Source organism: Ruegeria sp. HKCCD4315 (assembly GCF_013112245.1).
Lineage (GTDB): Bacteria > Pseudomonadota > Alphaproteobacteria > Rhodobacterales > Rhodobacteraceae > Ruegeria.
Genome location: NZ_WVRN01000002.1, coordinates 19,965 through 37,802, shown reverse-complemented (window position 1 = coordinate 37,802; position 17,838 = coordinate 19,965). Strand labels below are relative to the sequence as shown.

The window sequence follows — 17,838 nt, the reverse complement described above, 5'->3', positions numbered from 1 at the left end:
GACGGACACCAAAACCCATGATGCGAAAAGCCTCTTTGCCTAAAAAACGCGCAAATCTCAGGGATGTGGCAAAGGCGGCAGACGTGTCCGTTGCCACGGTCTCTCGCGTATTAAACGATCCCACAGTGGTGAAGAAAGACACGCTGGAGAAAGTTCAGGCTGCCATAGAAGAATTGAAGTTCGTCCCCAGCGCCGCAGCCCGTGCAATCAATTCGGGCCGCACCAAGTTTGTCGGAGCTTTGGTCCCCACTCTGGACAACGCGATCTTTGCCCGCTTCCTTGCCGCGCTGGAACGCAAGCTGTCGGACCATCAGTTGTCTCTGATTGTAGCCACCACCGATTCAAGCCCTGACATCGAAGCCGAGAAAGCCAAAAGCTTAGTGGATATCGGAGCAGAGGGTCTGATCGTCACCGGGGCCTCGCACAGCCCTGCCTTTCACGATCTGATCGAGCGTACAATGCTGCCAACGATCATCACGTCTTTCTTTGACGCTGGAAACCCGCTACCGACCATCGGATATGACAACGCGTCTGCCGCACAACTTGCCTTACAGCACCTTGCCGACCTCGGCCATCAGAACATAGCAGTCGTACATGGCCCTGTTCACGACAATGACCGTACACGTGCGCGTCTTGCCGGTCTCAGGGCCTTTCCATTCACCGGAGAGCTCACGACTTTCGAGACACAAATCAGTCATCAGGGCGGTGCGGACATAGCAAAACTGCTGGGCAAACTGGACACAAAACCGGACGCAGTTCTATGCCTATCTGACGTTGTTGCACTGGGAGTTTTGCTGGGTCTTCAGGCCCAAAAGATTGCTGTCCCGGACCAAATTTCCATGGTGGGCGTTGATGATCTTCCAACCTCGGCTGTGTCAGTTCCGCCACTTACAAGCGTTCATTTGCCCGTTTCTCAAATGGGAGAACGCGCCGCAGACGCGCTGGCCCGTTGGATTACAACCCAACAAGTCCCTAAACCCGAAAGACTCGAAGCACGGCTCGTCGTTAGGAACTCCACAAAACGAGGTTGAAGCACGCCAGCCCAATGCCGACATCTACTAGTTAACCGAATTTATACATTCGCAAGCCACCTTGCTGCCATTCGCTGCACTATAGCTGCCAGGGTGCTTAGCTTATCGCATCCCGCTTGCGAGACACTACTTCAAAAGCTATTGTGGCCACAGGCCGTTTCGAGGTGGCCCCCTGGTCCGCGGAAAGCTGTCATCGGCACCTCGCACAGAATGTGTGAAAACCACATCGGTTTCTCAGCCCGGATTAGCGGATCGTCGGGCAGTGGAGGGAAGACCGATGACCAAATCACTCGATCAACTGCGCCGTGATGCCAAAGCTTTGGGCAAAGCTCTGACCGAAAGCGACAAAGGCGCCATGTTGCGCGTCCACGGCATTGTCGCAACGCCTGCAAACGGGGTCTACAAACATGCGGATTGTCTGCACGTCATCGCGCGCGAGACTGGATACGCTTCGTGGCCAGCTTTAAAACTTGCCGTTGAGACACAAGGTATGGATCGCGCGCAGAAACAAGGACGGCTGCGTTGGGCGCTTTACAATGGTTCACACGAGACGGTCGCACATCTGCTTGCGGATGAGCCAGACCTCGCGGACGGTCAGGTGCCTCTTCTCGTCGCTCTATATGATGTGGCTGCGATGCGCAGGATTCTGGCGCAAGATACCGATGCAGCGACGCGCGAATACCCTCCGAGGCGACCTATGTGCCATCTGGCGTTTTCGAAACACATCAAGGCAGAGGCTGAGAAAGAAGCCGAGATGCGCGCCATGGCGGAATTACTGGTTGAACATGGGGCAGATGTGAACGACAGTTTTGCATTCGACCCAGAGACAGATCATCGCTTGTCCGCGCTCTACGGCGCCATCGGCCACGCAGACAACATGCCTTTGGCCAGGTGGCTGTTGGAGCATGGTGCAAATCCAAACGACAATGAATCCCTTTACCATTCCACCGAGCTCGGCCACACCGAAGGTCTTCGTTTGTTGCTAGAACATGGGGCAATCCCAAAGGGTACAAACGCACTGCCCAGAGCGATTGACTTCAACAGCATCGATGCTGTTCGGCTGTTGCTGGAGCACGGTGCTGATCCCGATGAAGGGATCAATCCACATCCGTCGGGTGAACCTTCCTTGGTGATCCCAGCCTTGCATCAGGCGGCTCGGCGTCTGGCTTCGGGTGAAATCGCTCAGCTGTTGCTGGACCATGGCGCGAACCCAAATATTGTTAGCCGCGGCCATTCTCCCTATGCGTTTGCCCGCATCTTCGGAAACCGGGATGTAGCCACAGTCCTAGAAAAATCGGGGGCATCCACACAGTTGACGATGACTGAAGAGCAACTCGTGCGGGCAGCGGACGGAACGACAACGGAGGACGACCAGATCGACATGAATGCCCTGTCGCAAGAGATGAAATTTCTTCTCTGCCGCCTTGTCTGGCGCGAAGGAACCCTGCCCCACATGCAGCGCCTTGTTGAAATTGGCTTTGACCCAAATCTGCCGGACGAGATGGGGATGCCGCCCCTGCACCTTGCCGGGTGGGAAGGAATGCGAGATGTCATGTCGTATTTTTTGGACCAGAACCCGGACCTGGACCACACAAATGCCTACGGAGGGACCCTGCTTTCAACGATCATTCACGGCTCTGAAAACTGTCCGCAAAAAGCGCATCGCCATCACATCGAATGCGCGCGCTTGGCGCTGGAGAACGGTGTGGCGCTTCCACGAAAGGCCTCGAAATTCGCAACCGTACCCGAGATGTCCGCCTTTCTTTCTGATTGGGCGGAAGCGCATCCCCTGCAAGTCTCGGAACACGGAGTCGTTTAAGGTTCGAATAGCTTGCGCCAGACGGACAGTCTGGCGCGGCCAGATTGTCTAACGACTGATCTTCATCGGTAGTATCAGCCCCCAAGGCGTTTGCCGCGCCGCGCCAAAGGCTGAGAATCCCGCCTTCTTATATGCCGCGATAGCACGCGCATTATCCGGGTGCGGATCTGTTGCGACAACCGGAGCTCCGGCAGCAAATACCTTTTTGAGATGCTCTGAGATAAAAGCCGGGCCGTGCCCTCGCCCGACCATATCCGGTTCACCAATGAACTGGTCAATTCCCCGAGATCCCGGCGGAAGAGAGAAGAAGTGGTGATCCTTCCAACCGTGAACAGTGTAATCCTGAATATATGCAAATGGGCGTTCCGAAAATGATACGATCCATCTTTCGACCCGCCCGTCTTCCAGCTCTCTGTTCGTGCCAGGTTCATCGGAATCCCACCATTCGCGAACATGCGGATGCGATTGCCATGCCGAGATCATCGCAAAATCTGCAGACGTCATCTTGCGAAACGCATATTGGCTGGAGGTAAGCATGGCAAAAAAAGTAGCAAACAGAAGGTAATTGTTTAACCCCATGAGCCTATCCCTTGGGACTGCACGCTGTGCGTTAAGGACAAAGGGCCTGTTTTGGCGATGCACAGACTCGAAGCTGCAGCCAAGTGACCTGAAGCCTCGATACGCCAATATAGCGGCCCAGGCTTTGTCGCGAACATTGAACTGAGATTGGCGAGCACTCAGATTTCGCAGTCTGTTTCCGTCGAATAGTTTTCGCTATCGGGTGGCCACCCGGTCACCCGATAACGCTCCGAGCGTGCTTATGCGGCGTTTGCGACGGCAGGCAGATGTTATTGCACGTCTACGAGCTGCTCGCTTTTGGCCCAAAGCTTCCGCTGTTTCTCGCGGTCCAGGGCATGTTCATTGACCTTGGCATCGCTGACGGGGCCACGCGTGTCTCCCATTTTCGTCGGGCCATAGTATGCGCCGCGTTTGGCTTCGTTTCTGACAGCAGCCAGAACGGTCGGGTAGGCGCCCGCTTCCGGACGCTGCGCGACCAACTTGTTCATCACGGCCAACAAGCCTTTCATAAATCCGGTGGGACCAGTGCTTTGCAGGTTTGTGTCGGTGTATCCAGGATGTGCGGCAACGCAGATCGCCTTGCTACCTGCGGCTTGAAGGCGACGGTCAAGCTCAAAGGCAAACATCAGATTGGCCAGTTTCGATTGGGCATAGGCTTTGACTGAAGTATAATTTTTGTCGGTCATGAAGTCATCAAGATCGAGTGGCGTTTGTTTGTGTACGATACTCGACAGCACAACGACACGGCCTTCGGCAGCTTCGACCAGATCCAGCAGTAAGCCGGTCCACAAAAAGTGACCCAGGTGGTTCGCACCCATCTGAAGGTCAAAGCCATCGACGGTCTTTTCCTGCGGGGTCATCATGATGCCGGCGTTATTGATCAGCCCGTCGATCTTGGTCACACGGCCGCGCAGCTCTTCTGCCGCTTTGCGCACCGATGCCAGATCGGTGAGCTATTGAATCAGCTGCCAATGCAGAGGTCGACTACGAAGGGCTTTTCTTCGGCGGATTGTCAGAGTTTTTGCTTCGATCAGGACTTGCGAAAGACACATCGGAAGCGGACGAAGTAGCATTCGCTCTCGGTCGAATATCTAAGGGTTTGCTATTGAAAACAGATCGGCCTGAGGATTATAAATCCGGGCTTCAACGTGCGGTTCGTGTCGTTTGCAGCTAAATGGCAAGTATGGCGTTGGTTCCAAGTGGGGTTCTGTCGCAAACATTTGCAACGGCCAAAATCCCTGACTTACTGGACGCAACTATCCTGCGATCTCAGCAAACATCCCGAAGCCAGAAGCCCTGAGCCTGGCGTCCTACTCATTGGACCAAGTCAACTTCATAGTCTGTGACCCAACTATCTCAGAACCTGCTGCCGAAAGTCGTTCCGGGTTCGTACCACCCCCAACGTTTGTATTGCGGTGAGTTGGCGTTGAACGGACTCCCGGTGTTTCGACAGAGCGACCGAGAGCCCGGGATGGCTCAGCCATGTTGCGTTTCCAGATCACCGGACCGCAAGGGCGTCAGGCGCGGTATTAGCATGGGAACCATCGCCTGGTACGCGCGATACGTATCGCCAAACTCGCGCGCCAGAGATTTTTCTTCGAACCATAGGCCAATCATCACGTAAACGGTCATCAGCCCGGCAAAGAGCGCGTGACCAACGGTCATGTGTGGAGTGCCGAACAAGACCAGAATGACGCCAAACTGCATCGGGTGACGCACGAAACGGTAAAGCCCGGGCGTTCTGAATTGAGGTTTGGGCATGGGTTGCGATCTGTTCGCGGTCCAAATCTGTCGCAGGCCAAACAGCTCGAAATGGTCGATCAGAAAGGTTGAAAGCAAAACCAGAAAGACTCCCAGTGCAAAGATGCCATAGGTCAGCCACGCGAGGGCACCATCGACGATCCAGATCGTTTCGGGCAGCGGGCGCCACTGCCACATCGCCAGGATCAGAAACAGGGCCGATTGCAACACATAGGTACTGCGTTCTGCATCCGCAGGTATGATCCGCGTCCACCAGACTTTGAACGCCTGTCGCGCCATGAGGCTGTGAAAAAAGCCAAAGAGGAAGATCAGCCCGACATTGATGACAACGGCGACGGGCCAGGCGGTTGAGGTCCCATCGTTGATCGCCTTCGGAACGGGCAATTGCAGAAGAAAGCCGATCATGTACAGAAAGGCCACATTGAAAAGAACATAGGCAGCAGCGCCATATAGGATCAGGCCAGGGCGTTTCATAAGTCAGGCTCCAATTCACTTTTGTTTCAGATGACCTCTGTTTGCCCGAGCCGGGTGTTGCGATGCTTGGCCCTTTCATGGAGGTTTTCTGGTGATTTTCTGAAGACTTGACGATTTTGCGGTCTGGCCGCTGACAAAGCGTTTTTCTTGGACTCGAAAACAGCGGCAAACGGGTACCGCGAATTGCGTTCACGCTTTACGAAAAAACTGATTTCGCGCAGAATTACCCTGTGAAATATGCATTTGATCAATACGTTCTGGACGCAAGCCGCCTGCAATTGACGCGGGAAGACGTTCCAGTTGCGACCGAGCCGCAAGTGTTCGCGCTGCTTCGGCATCTCATTGAAAACCGTGACCGTGTCGTGTCGAAGGACGAGATTTTTTCGGTTATCTGGAAAGGCAGGATCGTTTCGGATGCAGCCCTAAGCAGCCGCGTCAAAGCGGTCAGAGCGGCCATAGGAGATGACGGCGCGCGGCAGGCTTTGGTCCGAACTGTGCACGGGCACGGGTTCCAATTTGTTGGCACGGTTGAGGAAACGCATGACAAGACCGGCTCTGCAGCGGTTTTATCGCAACCCTCCATTGCCATCATGGCAACAACGATGGTGCATCCAACGGATGCTGAACGGGCCTTTGGTGAAGGGTTAGAGGACGATATAAGCGCAGCCATTGGTCGGGTGGGAACGATTTATGTCGCGCGATATTCTGGGCAGAATGACGCAAAGCAAGCGGCCGAGGAATTGGGCGTTCGGTACGTACTTGGCCTCAAGCTGCGATTTGCGGGGAATGCATTTCGCCTAAACGCTTCTTTGTTGCATGCCGGGCGGCAAGCAGAGGTTTGGGCAGATCGTTTTGAAGGGCAGCTTGACAACCCGTTTGAGGCGCAAGACCTGGTGGTTGCGGCCATTCTGGGCCGCCTCGTCCCGAATATCATGATGGTTGAAGTGCAACGCGCCTTGGCTGAAGCTGACTTGACGGATGCATATCATGAACTCCTGCGAGCGACGCCGCTTTGCATGCGTATGGACGCGGATGACAATCGGCAAGCCGTGGTTCATTTGCGACGTGCATTGGTTTCAGATGCCGAACATGCGTTGTCCCATGCCATGCTTGCGTGGTGTCTGGGTCAACAGGCGATGTCCGACTGGGCCCCTGACGGACCGGCTGCGCTTGCAGAGGCGATGGAACATGGCAAAAGCGCGCTTGACCTTGCGCCGCGCGATGCATTGGTTCTGACATTCGTGGCCACGGCCGAGGTGGCTGCAGGGCAACATACTGCAGCGCGCCATCACCTCGAGTCTGCCCTTGCGCTGGACCCAAGTCTGGCTTGGGCTTGGGCCATGTTGGGGGCCGTGGAAACCTTTGCTGGGAACATGAACGAAGCAGTCGCAAACTACGAAAGAGCTTTGCGTCTTAGCCCGCATGATCCGATGCGGTTTAGCTATTACTTTGGCATTGGCGCCGCCCGATACGGATTGGGCGAATATGAAGATGCCTTATCTCTGCTTGAACAAGGTTACATTGAAGCGCCCGGCTCTACATGGGCACCGCGACTGATCTTAGCCTGTGCTGCCGAACTTAATCTGACCGACAGGATGCATGCCATGGCGGAAAAAGTCCGTAGCGTGAGGCCGGATGCCACGGCCGAAAAGCTTGTGGCAGCAAGTGTTGTGAAAGATCAGGCATACCGTGATCGCATGCTCAGTTCATTTCGCAAGGCAGGTTTTTAAAACTCAGATCCCGCGCCTACGGCTCAAGCGACCTTTCTGTTTGGTTGGTAGTGTTTCAGGCGTGCAATTCGCGTATCGCCAAATCCACGCAAAGAGACTGTCTCAGCCTCACTGAGTTTGAAATCTTCGATAAGTTCGTCGCGCATCGAATCGCATACCGTGATCTCCATGGGGTTGGACTGAGCCTGCAAACGCGCAGCCATGTTCACCGCAGGACCAAAGACATCATAGACGTATTTCTGAACGCCGACCACTGAGCCTACGACAGAGCCGCTGGCAATGCCGATGCGAGCGCGCCATGTGTGCGGGTGCGTTTGATTGCGCCGCTCCAGAAAGCGCATCATTTTGGCCGCGACCCGCGCGGCTGAAAGCGCGTGATCTGGCGTGGAATGCGGCAATCCAGTCACCGCCATATAGCAGTCTCCGATGGTTTTGATCCTCTCGCTGCCGTGCTGCTCACCAATCTGATCGAAAGCGGTGAAAATAGAGTTCAGTTCGGAAACAGTTACATTCGGATCGCCCGCTGCGGCCATCTTGGTAAACCCGACAAAATCCAGCATGATGACAGTCACCGGCTCGAACAACCGTGGCGTGACACATCCGAATGTCATGAATTCCTCATAGACCGATTTTGGCATCATGTTCAAAAGCAGTTTTTCAACGCGCCTGTTTTCTCGCTCCAACTCGCGTGTGCGCTTGTCAACCATAGCCGCATAGCTGTCGATCATGGCTTCCGTCTCGCGCAAGCGCGAGATGTTTTGACCTTCGATGACAATCAACGTGTTGCCCTCGTATTCTGCTTCATGGGCACTGAGCTCAACGACCAAAGTCCGATGTTTGACCTTCGTACGAACCTCCACCGGCTCTCTGTCTGGCAGGTCTTTCAATGTGAATGACGTATCCAAATTCAAAACTTGACACTGTGCCGCGTCACTGAACCATGTCTCAAACGTTTGGTTCAGCGAAACGATAACGCCGGTGTCTGCATCAACGATGCAGATTCCAACATTTATGGAGCCTAATAGACTTGCGCTAATTTCTTGGATTTGCATGGAACTACCTAACGATCAGCGAACGCCGCGCTTCAACGGCGCACAGTGTTTTGGAAAGATCGTCTGAAGCAAAGCCCGCTTCGGTCAGCGTCTCGCTCAAAAGCGCGACAACTGCATCGAATTGCGCGTGTGTTATGGTCATGTGAAGATGTGCACTCACCAGTCGTTGATCTGTGTATTTTGCGGGACCGCCCAATATCGACGCGAAGAATTTCATCTGGTGATCAATCAATTTGGCCATATCGACGTCGTCGAAAAAAGGGCCCACAATATCGCTGTCCAACACTCGATCATAAAAATTGATGATCACCGAGTGCAAAGCACGCATGCCACCGTATTTATCAAACAGCGGGAGTGATCTTTGGTGTTCTGACTGCACTAGCATGGAATGTCTCCTGAGAATGAATTGCCCGGCGAAATCCCGCCGGGCTGACGGCTTTTCATGCTCGGTGAATGATGATTTCGGCGTATTCAGCCGGAACAATCATGGCCTGAGTATCGGTCGAGTGATTCCGCGCAACAGCGATCAGATCTGCTGCGAGTTGCGGTGCACGCTCGCCGACGGCGTCAAAGGCTTTGTGCATTGGGCCGTAAATTTCGCGCCACCGTTCCACCCAATGTTGCGGTGAACGTTCACGGAAGGTGAATTGGCGTTTCGTGATTTCGATCTTTTGGGCCTGTGCCCCAAAGAGCTCCTGCAAACGCGCCTCAGTACCCCATTCCAATGGGGAACGAACGCCTGCAACCGGTGGCACATGCCGTCCTATGGTTCGAAACACTTCGCCTATGAAGCTTTCTGGCGTCCAGTTGGCAAGACCGATAGTGCCTCCACTGCGACAGACGCGCAGCATTTCATCAGCAGCCGCCTGTTGATTGGCTGTAAACATGACGCCAAACGTAGATGTCACATGATCAAAAGCCGCCCGCTCAAAGGGCAGGTCTTCCGCGTCAGCTTCTTGAAATGCAACGGTCAATTGCTCGGCCTCGGCGCGGGCGGCACCGGCGCGCAACAGACTGGTAACATAGTCTGTGGAAACGACATTGCAGTGTCTCCGCGCCGCAGCCAGGGTTGCGTTGCCATTTCCGGCGGCAACATCCAGAACGCGGGCGTCGGGTCGCAAATCCATCGCTTCAGCAAGGGTTTCACCAACGATTTGCAAGGTCGTGCCCACAGCGGCGTAATCACCTGACGACCATGTAGCGTGTTGTTTTGATTTAACCGCAGCCAGATCTGGTGCGGTGGCAAGTGCAGCGGCTGTATTCATTGTCTGTCTCCATTGATTTCGCTTTCAATGGGACAACTCTTGCCAAAAGTCGGGATTTAAAACTTGTAGAAGACCTGTAGAATGTCTGATGTTTCCTGCAGGTTTGTCGATTTCCAGTTGTTTCGACTAAGATCGGTGGGCTCCTCGACGTAAGGGCACCCTGTTAAGTTGAGTTCGACGATTGCCGCCTACTAATGTGCGCTAAGCGAGTGCGGCTGCAACATCCGGATTGAGTGTTCTGTCTCTGGGCTGGGTCACCTGCGAAATGCCATAGAGATACCAAGCACGATCCCGCCTTCGAACCAATTGAGCGCGCCTGACCGGCGTCGTTCGCGGCCCAGAAGTGGGCCACACCTGCGGCCATGGACGAGCTATACCCCGCGAAAGAAATGCGCTTAGCTCTCGTGATAGGTGCCAGAGAAGACGTTTCAGCCGACAGGTACCCTAACCTGTCCGAACGCTGCCCGGAGACTGGCCCGTCCAGCTCTTGTAGGCATTTGTAAACGCAGCCTGATCGGAATAGCCGAGCGCGAAGGCAATTTCAGACAGGCTCAGCTTGGGGTCATCAAGGTACTGTTCTGCCAGCCTTGCGCGAATGTCCTTTAGAAGTTGTTTGTAGCTAGTGCGTTCTTTGGCAAGCTTGCGCCCCAGTGTACTGACGCTCATTCCCAGCGTATTCGCGATTTCGTCTTGCGTGGGCGCGCTAAAAGACAACCGCGATGTAATCTCGCCCTGCACCAGCGCACTGGTTTCTCCGATGATTGGCGGCAGGTCTTTCATCAGGTTTTGCACATGCGTTTCAAGATGCAACAACAACGCTGGGTCTGTATCCTTGATGGGAACATCCATCACTGTCTTCTCGAACAATATTCCCGGAACGCGCTGGTTTTGTTTGACTGCGACCGACAAGACATCCGAGATCAGAGCGCGCTTTTCTTCGCTCATCTCATGCGGAAACCGTATCTCTTGCACCGGCAAGGGCGTTTCAGCTGCAATTTGAAGACTGGTCAAAAAAGCGGAAACCCGGAACTCGTTGTGGGCCCCGGCAGACCGCAATACTTGAGCAACGGAATCTATCTCCAGGAACACACCGCGCTCTTCTTCATAGAATGACATTTTGGCGAAACCGCGCGCCACACGTACGTAGGTAACAGCTTTTTCAATCGCCTCGCCGACAGTCGGAGAGTTCAACACGACATAGCTGAGAAGTGTCGTTTTTCTTGGGTTGAACGTCTTTCCCGCATAGATCGCAAACAGGGGATCTCCGGTCTCTTTGATCGCAAGGTCCAGAAGGCGTTGCTCATTGCGAACATCGACGAAATTTGGCGGCGTCTCGAGAATATCCACGGGGAGGTTGACCGATCTCAAAAGCTTAACAACATCTGAATCACGATTATCCAAAAGCTTGGCTATGTGATGCACGCCAAACCCCGGAACGTTCCAGGATTGGCTTTCAGTATTCACGTCATTCTCTGTCATGCCGATACGTTGCCCAAGACTGCCTATTTTAAAAATCGGGGTGCTTTTTGGTTTTGGGCAAAAATAGACAGGGTACAAAAGAGATGCCAAGCAAAGGTTTACAGGCTGCCACAGGGGCAACCAGACAGGCTTGCGGCGACTTGACGGAAATTCCCAAAAACCTGAGCTCCTCTCACAATATCTAAGCCCATCGCGTTCCTAGATTGGAGATGTAACCGAAGGACAAGGAGATAAAAAATGGAACGCTTCAGCACACTCACAAAACGCGCCATTGCACCGGCACTGATGATTGCCCTGACAGCGGGATCTGCCTTGGCAAGGCCGGGTCACTATGCTGCAGCCGCTCATCACGGCGCCAAAATCAGCCACTCGGAAACAGCGCGCAGCACGGCGCATGAAGCAACGGATATGACAACAACTGTTACCGGAAAAATTGTTAACCTTATTGCCAACCTCTCTCCATTGGACGTGACGCAAGATGTGGGCAGTTCCAAGGTCGTTCCGCCCGTCAATCATGCCGCAACGCCTTCTCCGATTGAGACCATGCAGGATGCGGGTGCCGGGACCGTCGATGCAAGTGGGAAACGGCTTCAATCACAGAAAGCCAGCGGTGACTTCTACCTGGACGGCGAGGCGCATTTCCAGTCCGCGCCCACAATTCAAAACACCGGTCTTGCCGAGCCCAACAAACATGTTGGTGATACTGATGGAACCATCAAACAGGACGCTGAACAGAAGGTTCAAGACATGTCAGGAAGTCAGTACCTCAATGCGATTGCGGAAGCTGCTGGCGGCGTCCTCAAGTTCAAGCAATGGCAAGATAACCCGAACAAACCACCAATCGGGCGCCCTTAAAACGCAATGCAACCGGACTAGGTTCCTGAATCAAAGGTGGCCAGGTCAAGCTATTGACCTTGCCACCTTAACGCCATTCTGGATGTGCAATCGGCTCTTAGATACGTTTCGCAGCCTTTCAGTATAAGCGGGCGCTTTTTAAATGTGCGCTTCTGAGAACTGTAGGAAAGCACCCTATACACGCGCGAACAGACGCACTTGGTCGTGTCCCACCAAAAGGCTGAGCGCCGCTGGAGAAGGCTTACACCGAAAAACTAAACTGATGCTTGTGGTACGCCGTTCGTCTTTTTTACTTTCTGCGGAGAACTACAACAAGATGCCAAACTTCGCATGCATACTTGCTCGTCTCAGCCTCATAGAGCTGAGCAAGACGGCTGTAAAACTCGGTCATAAGCTGGTCGAGCATTTCAGCGCTGTTGCAGTTGAGACCAAATAGCTGCGTTCTCAAAGTAGAGTCAGCAAAGGCCCGAGTGTATCCAACATACTTCTCGGCATATGTTTCAGCATCGTCGATATACTCCTTGAAAATATCGTCAGCTTTGATTGGGGCAGGTTTCACACTGATTTGGCATATTTCGAAGGCGTCTCTCAGGTCGGCGTTTTGCTCAAGAGCATATTTCGCCTCCGCTTCAGTCATGAACCAAAGTGAGAACAAAAATGAATCGAGGCTTTCGGGGTTAATGTGGCCGTCGTCTGCCATTGTCTTGGCCACAACCTGAATCGCGCGATAAATACCGCGCCCTGATGCGGCAATGCCGTTCTTCTCGGAAGGATCGGGAACAGAACCAAGCGTTCCGACCACAAGGTATCCTCCTGAACGCAATTCTTGAGCCCGCTGGAGCAAAAAGTGAGTCCAGTCTTTCTGTGCGATCCCGTCGACAATTTGCCGTGCATCGCGTTGAAGATCCGCGAACCAGACGGTCCCTGGCGAGTTCAATTGAATGCCCTGGCTCAGCCAATGGCTTGCAAAAATACATGTTCCGATCGACACAGAAGCAGGGGACGCCACCCGATCGTAAAAGGATCCGATTTCTGCTTCGGTACGGATATTCTTGGAGATTTGTGCATAACCAGAGGGACCTTCGACCAGTTCAAACAAAGTGTTCCAGTCGTTGGCGACCTGATCGGAATGGCATACGACGATTGGTGAGTTGTCGAACTTCTCCAAACACGCCTCTATGGCGGGCTTGACCATTTCGATGGAGTTGACACCCGGCCCGCAGCCATAGTCCACGATTTTGAACTCGTCGCTAGGCTCGTCCATTGAGGAAACCAAATCGTGAACAAGCGGCCTCAACAGACGAACCAACAGCAGTTGCGCAGAAGAGTTTTCGTTGTAGTCGACCATGCCCTCGGTCGATTTTCCCGATTGAACCTGCTGATCAGTCATGTGCTGGCCCTCAATGCGATACCGGTTGCCAAATGACAAAATACTACGGCTCCGGAAGCCACTTGTCAGGTCAAACCGACACCGAAGCTACAGAAGCCCTTGCAACGCTCGTTGGCTGCGTCGTTGACACTGTGCGATGCCCGATGCTGTTATCTCAGCAGAAACTTCTCTTTAGGAGCGTAAAGAATGAACGAGGCCGCGGGTGGGTCCAGCGCTATCGATGAACGGATATTAATCTGTGACGACGATGTGGAATTTGCCGAAAACGTTTGTGTTTTCCTGCGACACAAAGGCTACCAGATTGATCACGTTCCAAATGTTCCGGCGGCCCGGGAAAAGATAGAAACCGAGGATTTTGATCTTTTTCTGTTGGATCTCGTCATGCCCGGAACAAGCGGGAAGGTGCTGTGCCGAGAGATAGCCTCGCGTCTTGATGCCGGGATCATCATGATCAGTTCGGTTGACGACGATGCCGAACGCATTTCGTTACTGGAACTGGGCGCAGACGACTACATTATCAAACCTTTTAATGACCTTGAACTTTTGGCGCGTATTCGGGCACTTATGAGACGTCGGCAAACGGGCCAGAAAACTCAAAAACGTCTAACTCGGTTTGGCCCCTGGGAATTGGTGGAGAATGAGCGACACCTCAAACACGACGATGGGCGCGTGATCACCCTGACTTCGAGTGAAGCGCGCGTCATGCGCTTTTTCGTCGAGAACTCAGATGTTCTTTGCACACGCGAAGACCTTCTGGCGGTCGCGCGCACAAGGCAGCACGGGGGCGCGGGCGATCGCAGCGTTGATGCTTTGATCAAACGATTGCGGTCCAAGATCGAAAGCGATCCAGCCAACCCCGAACATATCCGCACTGTCTGGGGGCAAGGTTACATATTTCGACCTGGCTAATTGTGTTTGTCAATTGGCAGGAAGACGCTCGCCCTCAGGCCCCCGCCAGGGCGGTTTTCCAAGGATACCGTGCCGCCCTGATCAACAACAATGGTTCTGACAATCGCCAGTCCAAGCCCACTGCCGGGTCCCTCAGCGCCAAGCCTTTGGAATGGCTCGAACGCAGTCTCTAACTGCTCGACTGGGATCCCTGGCCCTTCATCGTCGATGCGAATGGCGGCCATGTCGTCTACTCTGGTCAGAGTAACATTTGTACGACCGCCATATTTGACCGCGTTCTCCAGTAGATTTCTCAGAACACGGGTGAGCGCATTGTGACGCCCATTCACTATGGCAGATTGCTCGATGGTGTAGGTCACGTCGCGGCCGGCATCAACCTGCTCTTCCACCAGAGCTTCGATCAATGAGCGCAGATCCAATCGCACAAGATCTCCGTCGTGGTGCGTTTCGCGATTGAGGTCAGTGACAGAGTTCACAATTTCACTGAGGGTATTCAACCGATTAAGAAGCTGCTCTTTTGGGGCCGTCGGCTCCAGTTTCTCGATGGTGTCGTGCATCCGGGCAATCGGTCCTTTCAGGTCATGCCCAAGGCTGCGGAGCAAGGTGGTCTTGTATTCGAGCGCCAGAACAATCCGGGCTTCCATCCGGTTGAACGCGATGATCGTATGGCGAATGTCGATGGCCCCTGTCTCGATCAGCGGGCCGACCTCTTCACCTCGACCAATCAACTCGGCATTGACGGCCATAGCGCTCAGCGGACGCATGACTTTCTGGATAAGGAACGCAAGAATACAGAGCAGAGTCAGTGCAACCAGACTGTCGATGGACCCAACAACGACCAAAGGCGCGATGCTCTTGTTTTGCATCAGCAAATAGCAGTTCAACCAATCCTCGTCATCCTCAAGTCGGACCGAGAAAACGCTTACCAGAAACGCGTCAACGCTTTTTGCGTCAAGGGGTTCGCCCGCGTGGCTCTTGAACAGTTGCAACAGCGCGCTCTGATCTTCTCTGGCGTCAATGACCGTCTCCGCCACGGACAGGTCCGCGACGGCTATCCCTCGGTGTTCCAGCCGCGCCGCCAGCCAGTCCGCCATGTTCGGGCGTTGGCGGCCATTTTTCAGTGCAGTTGCTGCATCCTGCGTGCCCACTCTGACGCTCCATTCCGCAGGAAAGAAACCAAGCGCTGCTTCGACGCGGTCGTCGGGCGGTACGCGGGCCAGGGTTGAAACCACCTGAGCAAGAAAGGCATCGCCCCGATTTCGGATCTCTTCAGCGCGTGAACTGCGGATTTGGACCACGTCGGTGACAACCGAAAACACGCCGACAATCGCCCAGCTGATAAGAACGATGCTCATAACCTGTGTTCGAAGTGTCAGATCATTCCAGCGCATCGCGCGAAGGCTCCTTGTCCCATCCCCTTAGTTTGGACGCTAGTTCAATTTCTGCTGCTTTCCCAAGCGGAAATTGCATCTGTGGTGCAGCAGCTGATGCGAAAGGTTTTGGCCCGGGTCCAGAACATCACTGAGTGTGCGGTTAATCCATTCCGTCCCGCTGAGGGCAGAAAAGCCAATTGAATCAAAGTGTGACAAAACCTTGGGGCGTTCGGTGCGGGCTCCCACGTATTTCCCACAGACACACTTTTTGGAGGCCCGTTATGAATTCGCATTCGTCCGTTCACCCGCAACTCGCAGGCGCTCGCCGCGCTTTGCGAGGAAATCTGATTGCCACCGGCGTGTTCAGCGGTGCCGTTAACCTGCTGATGCTGACCGGCCCGATTTTCATGCTGCAGATCTATGACCGCGTGATGTCCAGCCAGAGCGTGAATACGCTCGTGGCCCTCAGCACGCTTGTCGCCGGTCTGTACCTTTTCATGGCCCTGATTGACGGCGCGCGCACCCGCGTACTTGTCGCCATGGGTCATCGTTTCGAACAAAGGCTGTCAAAAACAGCATTCAACTGTTCGCTGGCTGAACCTTCGCTTCATCGCACATCCGGAAATCCTGCTGCCGCCATTCAGGATGTCGAAAAAATCCGTGGCTTCCTGTCTGGTCAGGGTGCTGGGGCGCTGTTTGATTTGCCCTGGATCCCGGTCTACCTGGGTCTGGTTTTTGCGATGCACTTCTGGCTCGGCCTGGTTGGCGTTATTGGCGCTATCGCCTTGCTGGTGATCGCCGTCGTGACCGACATCAAGGTGCGGGCTGCGGCCTGTGTTCAGGCGCAACATGCTGGCAAACGCAGCCGTTTGGCCGAAGCAAGCCGCCGCAATTCCGAGATGGTTCGCGCCATGGGAATGCAGGCCAATCTTGGTAAGTCATGGCAGGACATTAATGACCTTCATCTGGGCGCAAGTGCCAAGGCCGCCAACACGGTTGGTGTCTCGGGCAGTTTCACCAAGGTGTTCCGTCTGGCCCTTCAGTCCGGTGTTCTTGCTGTTGCGGCCTATTTGGCCATCCACGGGCAAATCTCGGCAGGTTCGATTGTTGCAGCTTCTGTCATCATGTCTCGTGGCTTGCAGCCGATTGAAACGCTTGTCGGAAGCTGGCGCAGTCTGGTGGCCGCGCGTCAGGCCTGGGCACAGTTGAAGGACACTCTGTCCAGCGAAAAAGACGATGCCAGAATTTCGCTGCCCAGCGCCGAGAAATCTCTGACCGTGAATGGTCTGATTGCCGCGCCGCCTATGGTGACATCGGCTGTTCTCAAAGGCGTCGGTTTCGACATGAAGGCCGGAGAAGCACTTGCTGTGATCGGTTCGACCGGCAGTGGTAAATCGACCCTGGCCCGCACATTGGTTGGCGCGTGGTCTGCAGCGAAAGGGAGCATCAGCCTCGACGGCGTGCCGATTGATCAGTACCTGCCCGAAGAGCTCGGCCCGCAGATCGGCTTTCTGCCGCAAGATGTTGAGCTGTTTGACGGCACGATTGCCCAGAACATCGCGCGCTTCGATCCGGAAGCAAAAGATGAGATGGTCGTCGCCGCCGCGAAAGCCGCCGGTGTGCACGAACTGATCGCAAGCTTTAAAGACGGCTACGCAACAGCGGTAGGTGAGCGTGGTGCCGCCCTGTCCGGTGGTCAGCGTCAGCGCATTGCACTGGCCCGCGCACTTTATGGCAATCCGTTCCTGGTGGTTCTGGATGAACCCAATTCAAACCTGGATGCCCAGGGCGAAGCTGCCCTGAATCATGCGATCCGGGCTGCCAAAGCGCGCGGTGCGATTGTGATCGTCATCGCACATCGGGCCAGCGTGCTCGGGTCTGTCGACAAAGTCCTGATTATGGACGACGGCCGCGCCAGTGATTTTGGCCCCAGCGCCGAAGTGATGGAGCGTCTGCGTCAACGCAATCAGGCCGCTGCCGCACAGGCCCGTCCTGCCGAGCAGCAACCGGCTCAGGTGGCAAAAAGCCAGACTCAACCGACACAACACACAACTAACGAAACCCCTGTCGCTGCTGCGAGCTAATCCAGCCCTGCACTGCAGCCAATTAAATGGAGGAAGT

Annotated in this window: 15 protein-coding genes; 6 read left to right on the top strand and 9 right to left on the bottom strand. The window is 54.5% G+C overall.

Annotated elements, in window-relative coordinates; all coding sequences use genetic code 11:
* The first annotated feature begins 17 nt into the window (after positions 1–17).
* Positions 18–1,031 (top strand): LacI family DNA-binding transcriptional regulator, encoded by a 1,014-nt coding sequence (locus GS646_RS18185; protein ID WP_253746647.1) that lies wholly within the window; start codon positions 18–20, stop codon positions 1,029–1,031.
* Between the two features lie 277 nt (positions 1,032–1,308).
* Complete coding sequence (locus tag GS646_RS18180) at positions 1,309–2,850, top strand: ankyrin repeat domain-containing protein (RefSeq protein WP_171647971.1); 1,542 nt, start codon at positions 1,309–1,311, stop codon at positions 2,848–2,850.
* A 48-nt stretch (positions 2,851–2,898) separates the two neighbouring features.
* Here the strand turns inward: GS646_RS18180 and GS646_RS18175 are convergent, their stop codons facing one another.
* The 3 genes from GS646_RS18175 to mddA form a co-directional block, all read right to left on the bottom strand.
* Positions 2,899–3,429, bottom strand: coding sequence for a GNAT family N-acetyltransferase (locus GS646_RS18175; protein ID WP_253758676.1), 531 nt, complete (start codon positions 3,427–3,429; stop codon positions 2,899–2,901).
* A 269-nt stretch (positions 3,430–3,698) separates the two neighbouring features.
* Positions 3,699–4,373 carry an SDR family NAD(P)-dependent oxidoreductase gene (locus GS646_RS18170; protein ID WP_256368451.1) on the bottom strand — a complete coding sequence of 225 codons (675 nt, stop codon included), beginning with the start codon at positions 4,371–4,373 and terminating at the stop codon, positions 3,699–3,701.
* Positions 4,374–4,905: 532 nt separating this feature from the next.
* Positions 4,906–5,664: a methanethiol S-methyltransferase gene (mddA, locus tag GS646_RS18165; protein WP_171187239.1), complete on the bottom strand. Its 759-nt coding sequence runs from the start codon at positions 5,662–5,664 to the stop codon at positions 4,906–4,908.
* 230 nt (positions 5,665–5,894) lie between these two features.
* Between mddA and GS646_RS18160 the strand changes: the two genes are divergently transcribed.
* Positions 5,895–7,394 carry a winged helix-turn-helix domain-containing protein gene (locus GS646_RS18160; RefSeq protein WP_171647973.1) on the top strand — a complete coding sequence of 500 codons (1,500 nt, stop codon included), beginning with the start codon at positions 5,895–5,897 and terminating at the stop codon, positions 7,392–7,394.
* 23 nt (positions 7,395–7,417) lie between these two features.
* Here the strand turns inward: GS646_RS18160 and GS646_RS22985 are convergent, their stop codons facing one another.
* The 4 genes from GS646_RS22985 to GS646_RS18140 all read right to left on the bottom strand — a co-directional run bounded on the left by GS646_RS22985 (position 7,418) and on the right by GS646_RS18140 (position 11,175).
* Complete coding sequence (locus tag GS646_RS22985) at positions 7,418–8,254, bottom strand: adenylate/guanylate cyclase domain-containing protein (RefSeq protein ID WP_216600470.1); 837 nt, start codon at positions 8,252–8,254, stop codon at positions 7,418–7,420.
* A 196-nt stretch (positions 8,255–8,450) separates the two neighbouring features.
* On the bottom strand, positions 8,451–8,831 hold the full coding sequence (locus GS646_RS18150) for a group 1 truncated hemoglobin (protein ID WP_171187232.1): 381 nt from the start codon (positions 8,829–8,831) through the stop codon (positions 8,451–8,453).
* 55 nt (positions 8,832–8,886) lie between these two features.
* The gene (locus tag GS646_RS18145) at positions 8,887–9,711 is read right to left on the bottom strand and encodes a class I SAM-dependent methyltransferase (RefSeq protein ID WP_171187230.1); all 825 of its coding nucleotides are present in this window, start codon (positions 9,709–9,711) and stop codon (positions 8,887–8,889) included.
* 444 nt (positions 9,712–10,155) lie between these two features.
* Positions 10,156–11,175 (bottom strand): helix-turn-helix domain-containing protein, encoded by a 1,020-nt coding sequence (locus GS646_RS18140; RefSeq protein ID WP_371732111.1) that lies wholly within the window; start codon positions 11,173–11,175, stop codon positions 10,156–10,158.
* A gap of 252 nt (positions 11,176–11,427) precedes the next feature.
* Here GS646_RS18140 and GS646_RS18135 point away from each other — a divergent pair, with 252 nt between their 5' ends.
* A complete protein-coding gene (locus GS646_RS18135; protein WP_171647975.1) occupies positions 11,428–12,045 on the top strand; it encodes a hypothetical protein in 618 nt (205 codons plus the stop codon).
* A 289-nt stretch (positions 12,046–12,334) separates the two neighbouring features.
* On the opposite strand, the gene GS646_RS18130 is transcribed toward GS646_RS18135, so the two are convergent.
* Positions 12,335–13,435, bottom strand: coding sequence for a hypothetical protein (locus GS646_RS18130; protein WP_171187224.1), 1,101 nt, complete (start codon positions 13,433–13,435; stop codon positions 12,335–12,337).
* 186 nt (positions 13,436–13,621) lie between these two features.
* Between GS646_RS18130 and GS646_RS18125 the strand changes: the two genes are divergently transcribed.
* The gene (locus GS646_RS18125) at positions 13,622–14,344 is read left to right on the top strand and encodes a response regulator (protein WP_171187223.1); all 723 of its coding nucleotides are present in this window, start codon (positions 13,622–13,624) and stop codon (positions 14,342–14,344) included.
* On the opposite strand, the gene GS646_RS18120 is transcribed toward GS646_RS18125, so the two are convergent.
* Positions 14,341–15,735 carry a HAMP domain-containing sensor histidine kinase gene (locus GS646_RS18120; protein WP_171187221.1) on the bottom strand — a complete coding sequence of 465 codons (1,395 nt, stop codon included), beginning with the start codon at positions 15,733–15,735 and terminating at the stop codon, positions 14,341–14,343. The genes GS646_RS18125 and GS646_RS18120 overlap by 4 nt on opposite strands.
* A gap of 263 nt (positions 15,736–15,998) precedes the next feature.
* Here GS646_RS18120 and GS646_RS18115 point away from each other — a divergent pair, with 263 nt between their 5' ends.
* A complete protein-coding gene (locus tag GS646_RS18115) occupies positions 15,999–17,801 on the top strand; it encodes a type I secretion system permease/ATPase (protein WP_171187220.1) in 1,803 nt (600 codons plus the stop codon).
* Positions 17,802–17,838 lie beyond the last annotated feature (37 nt).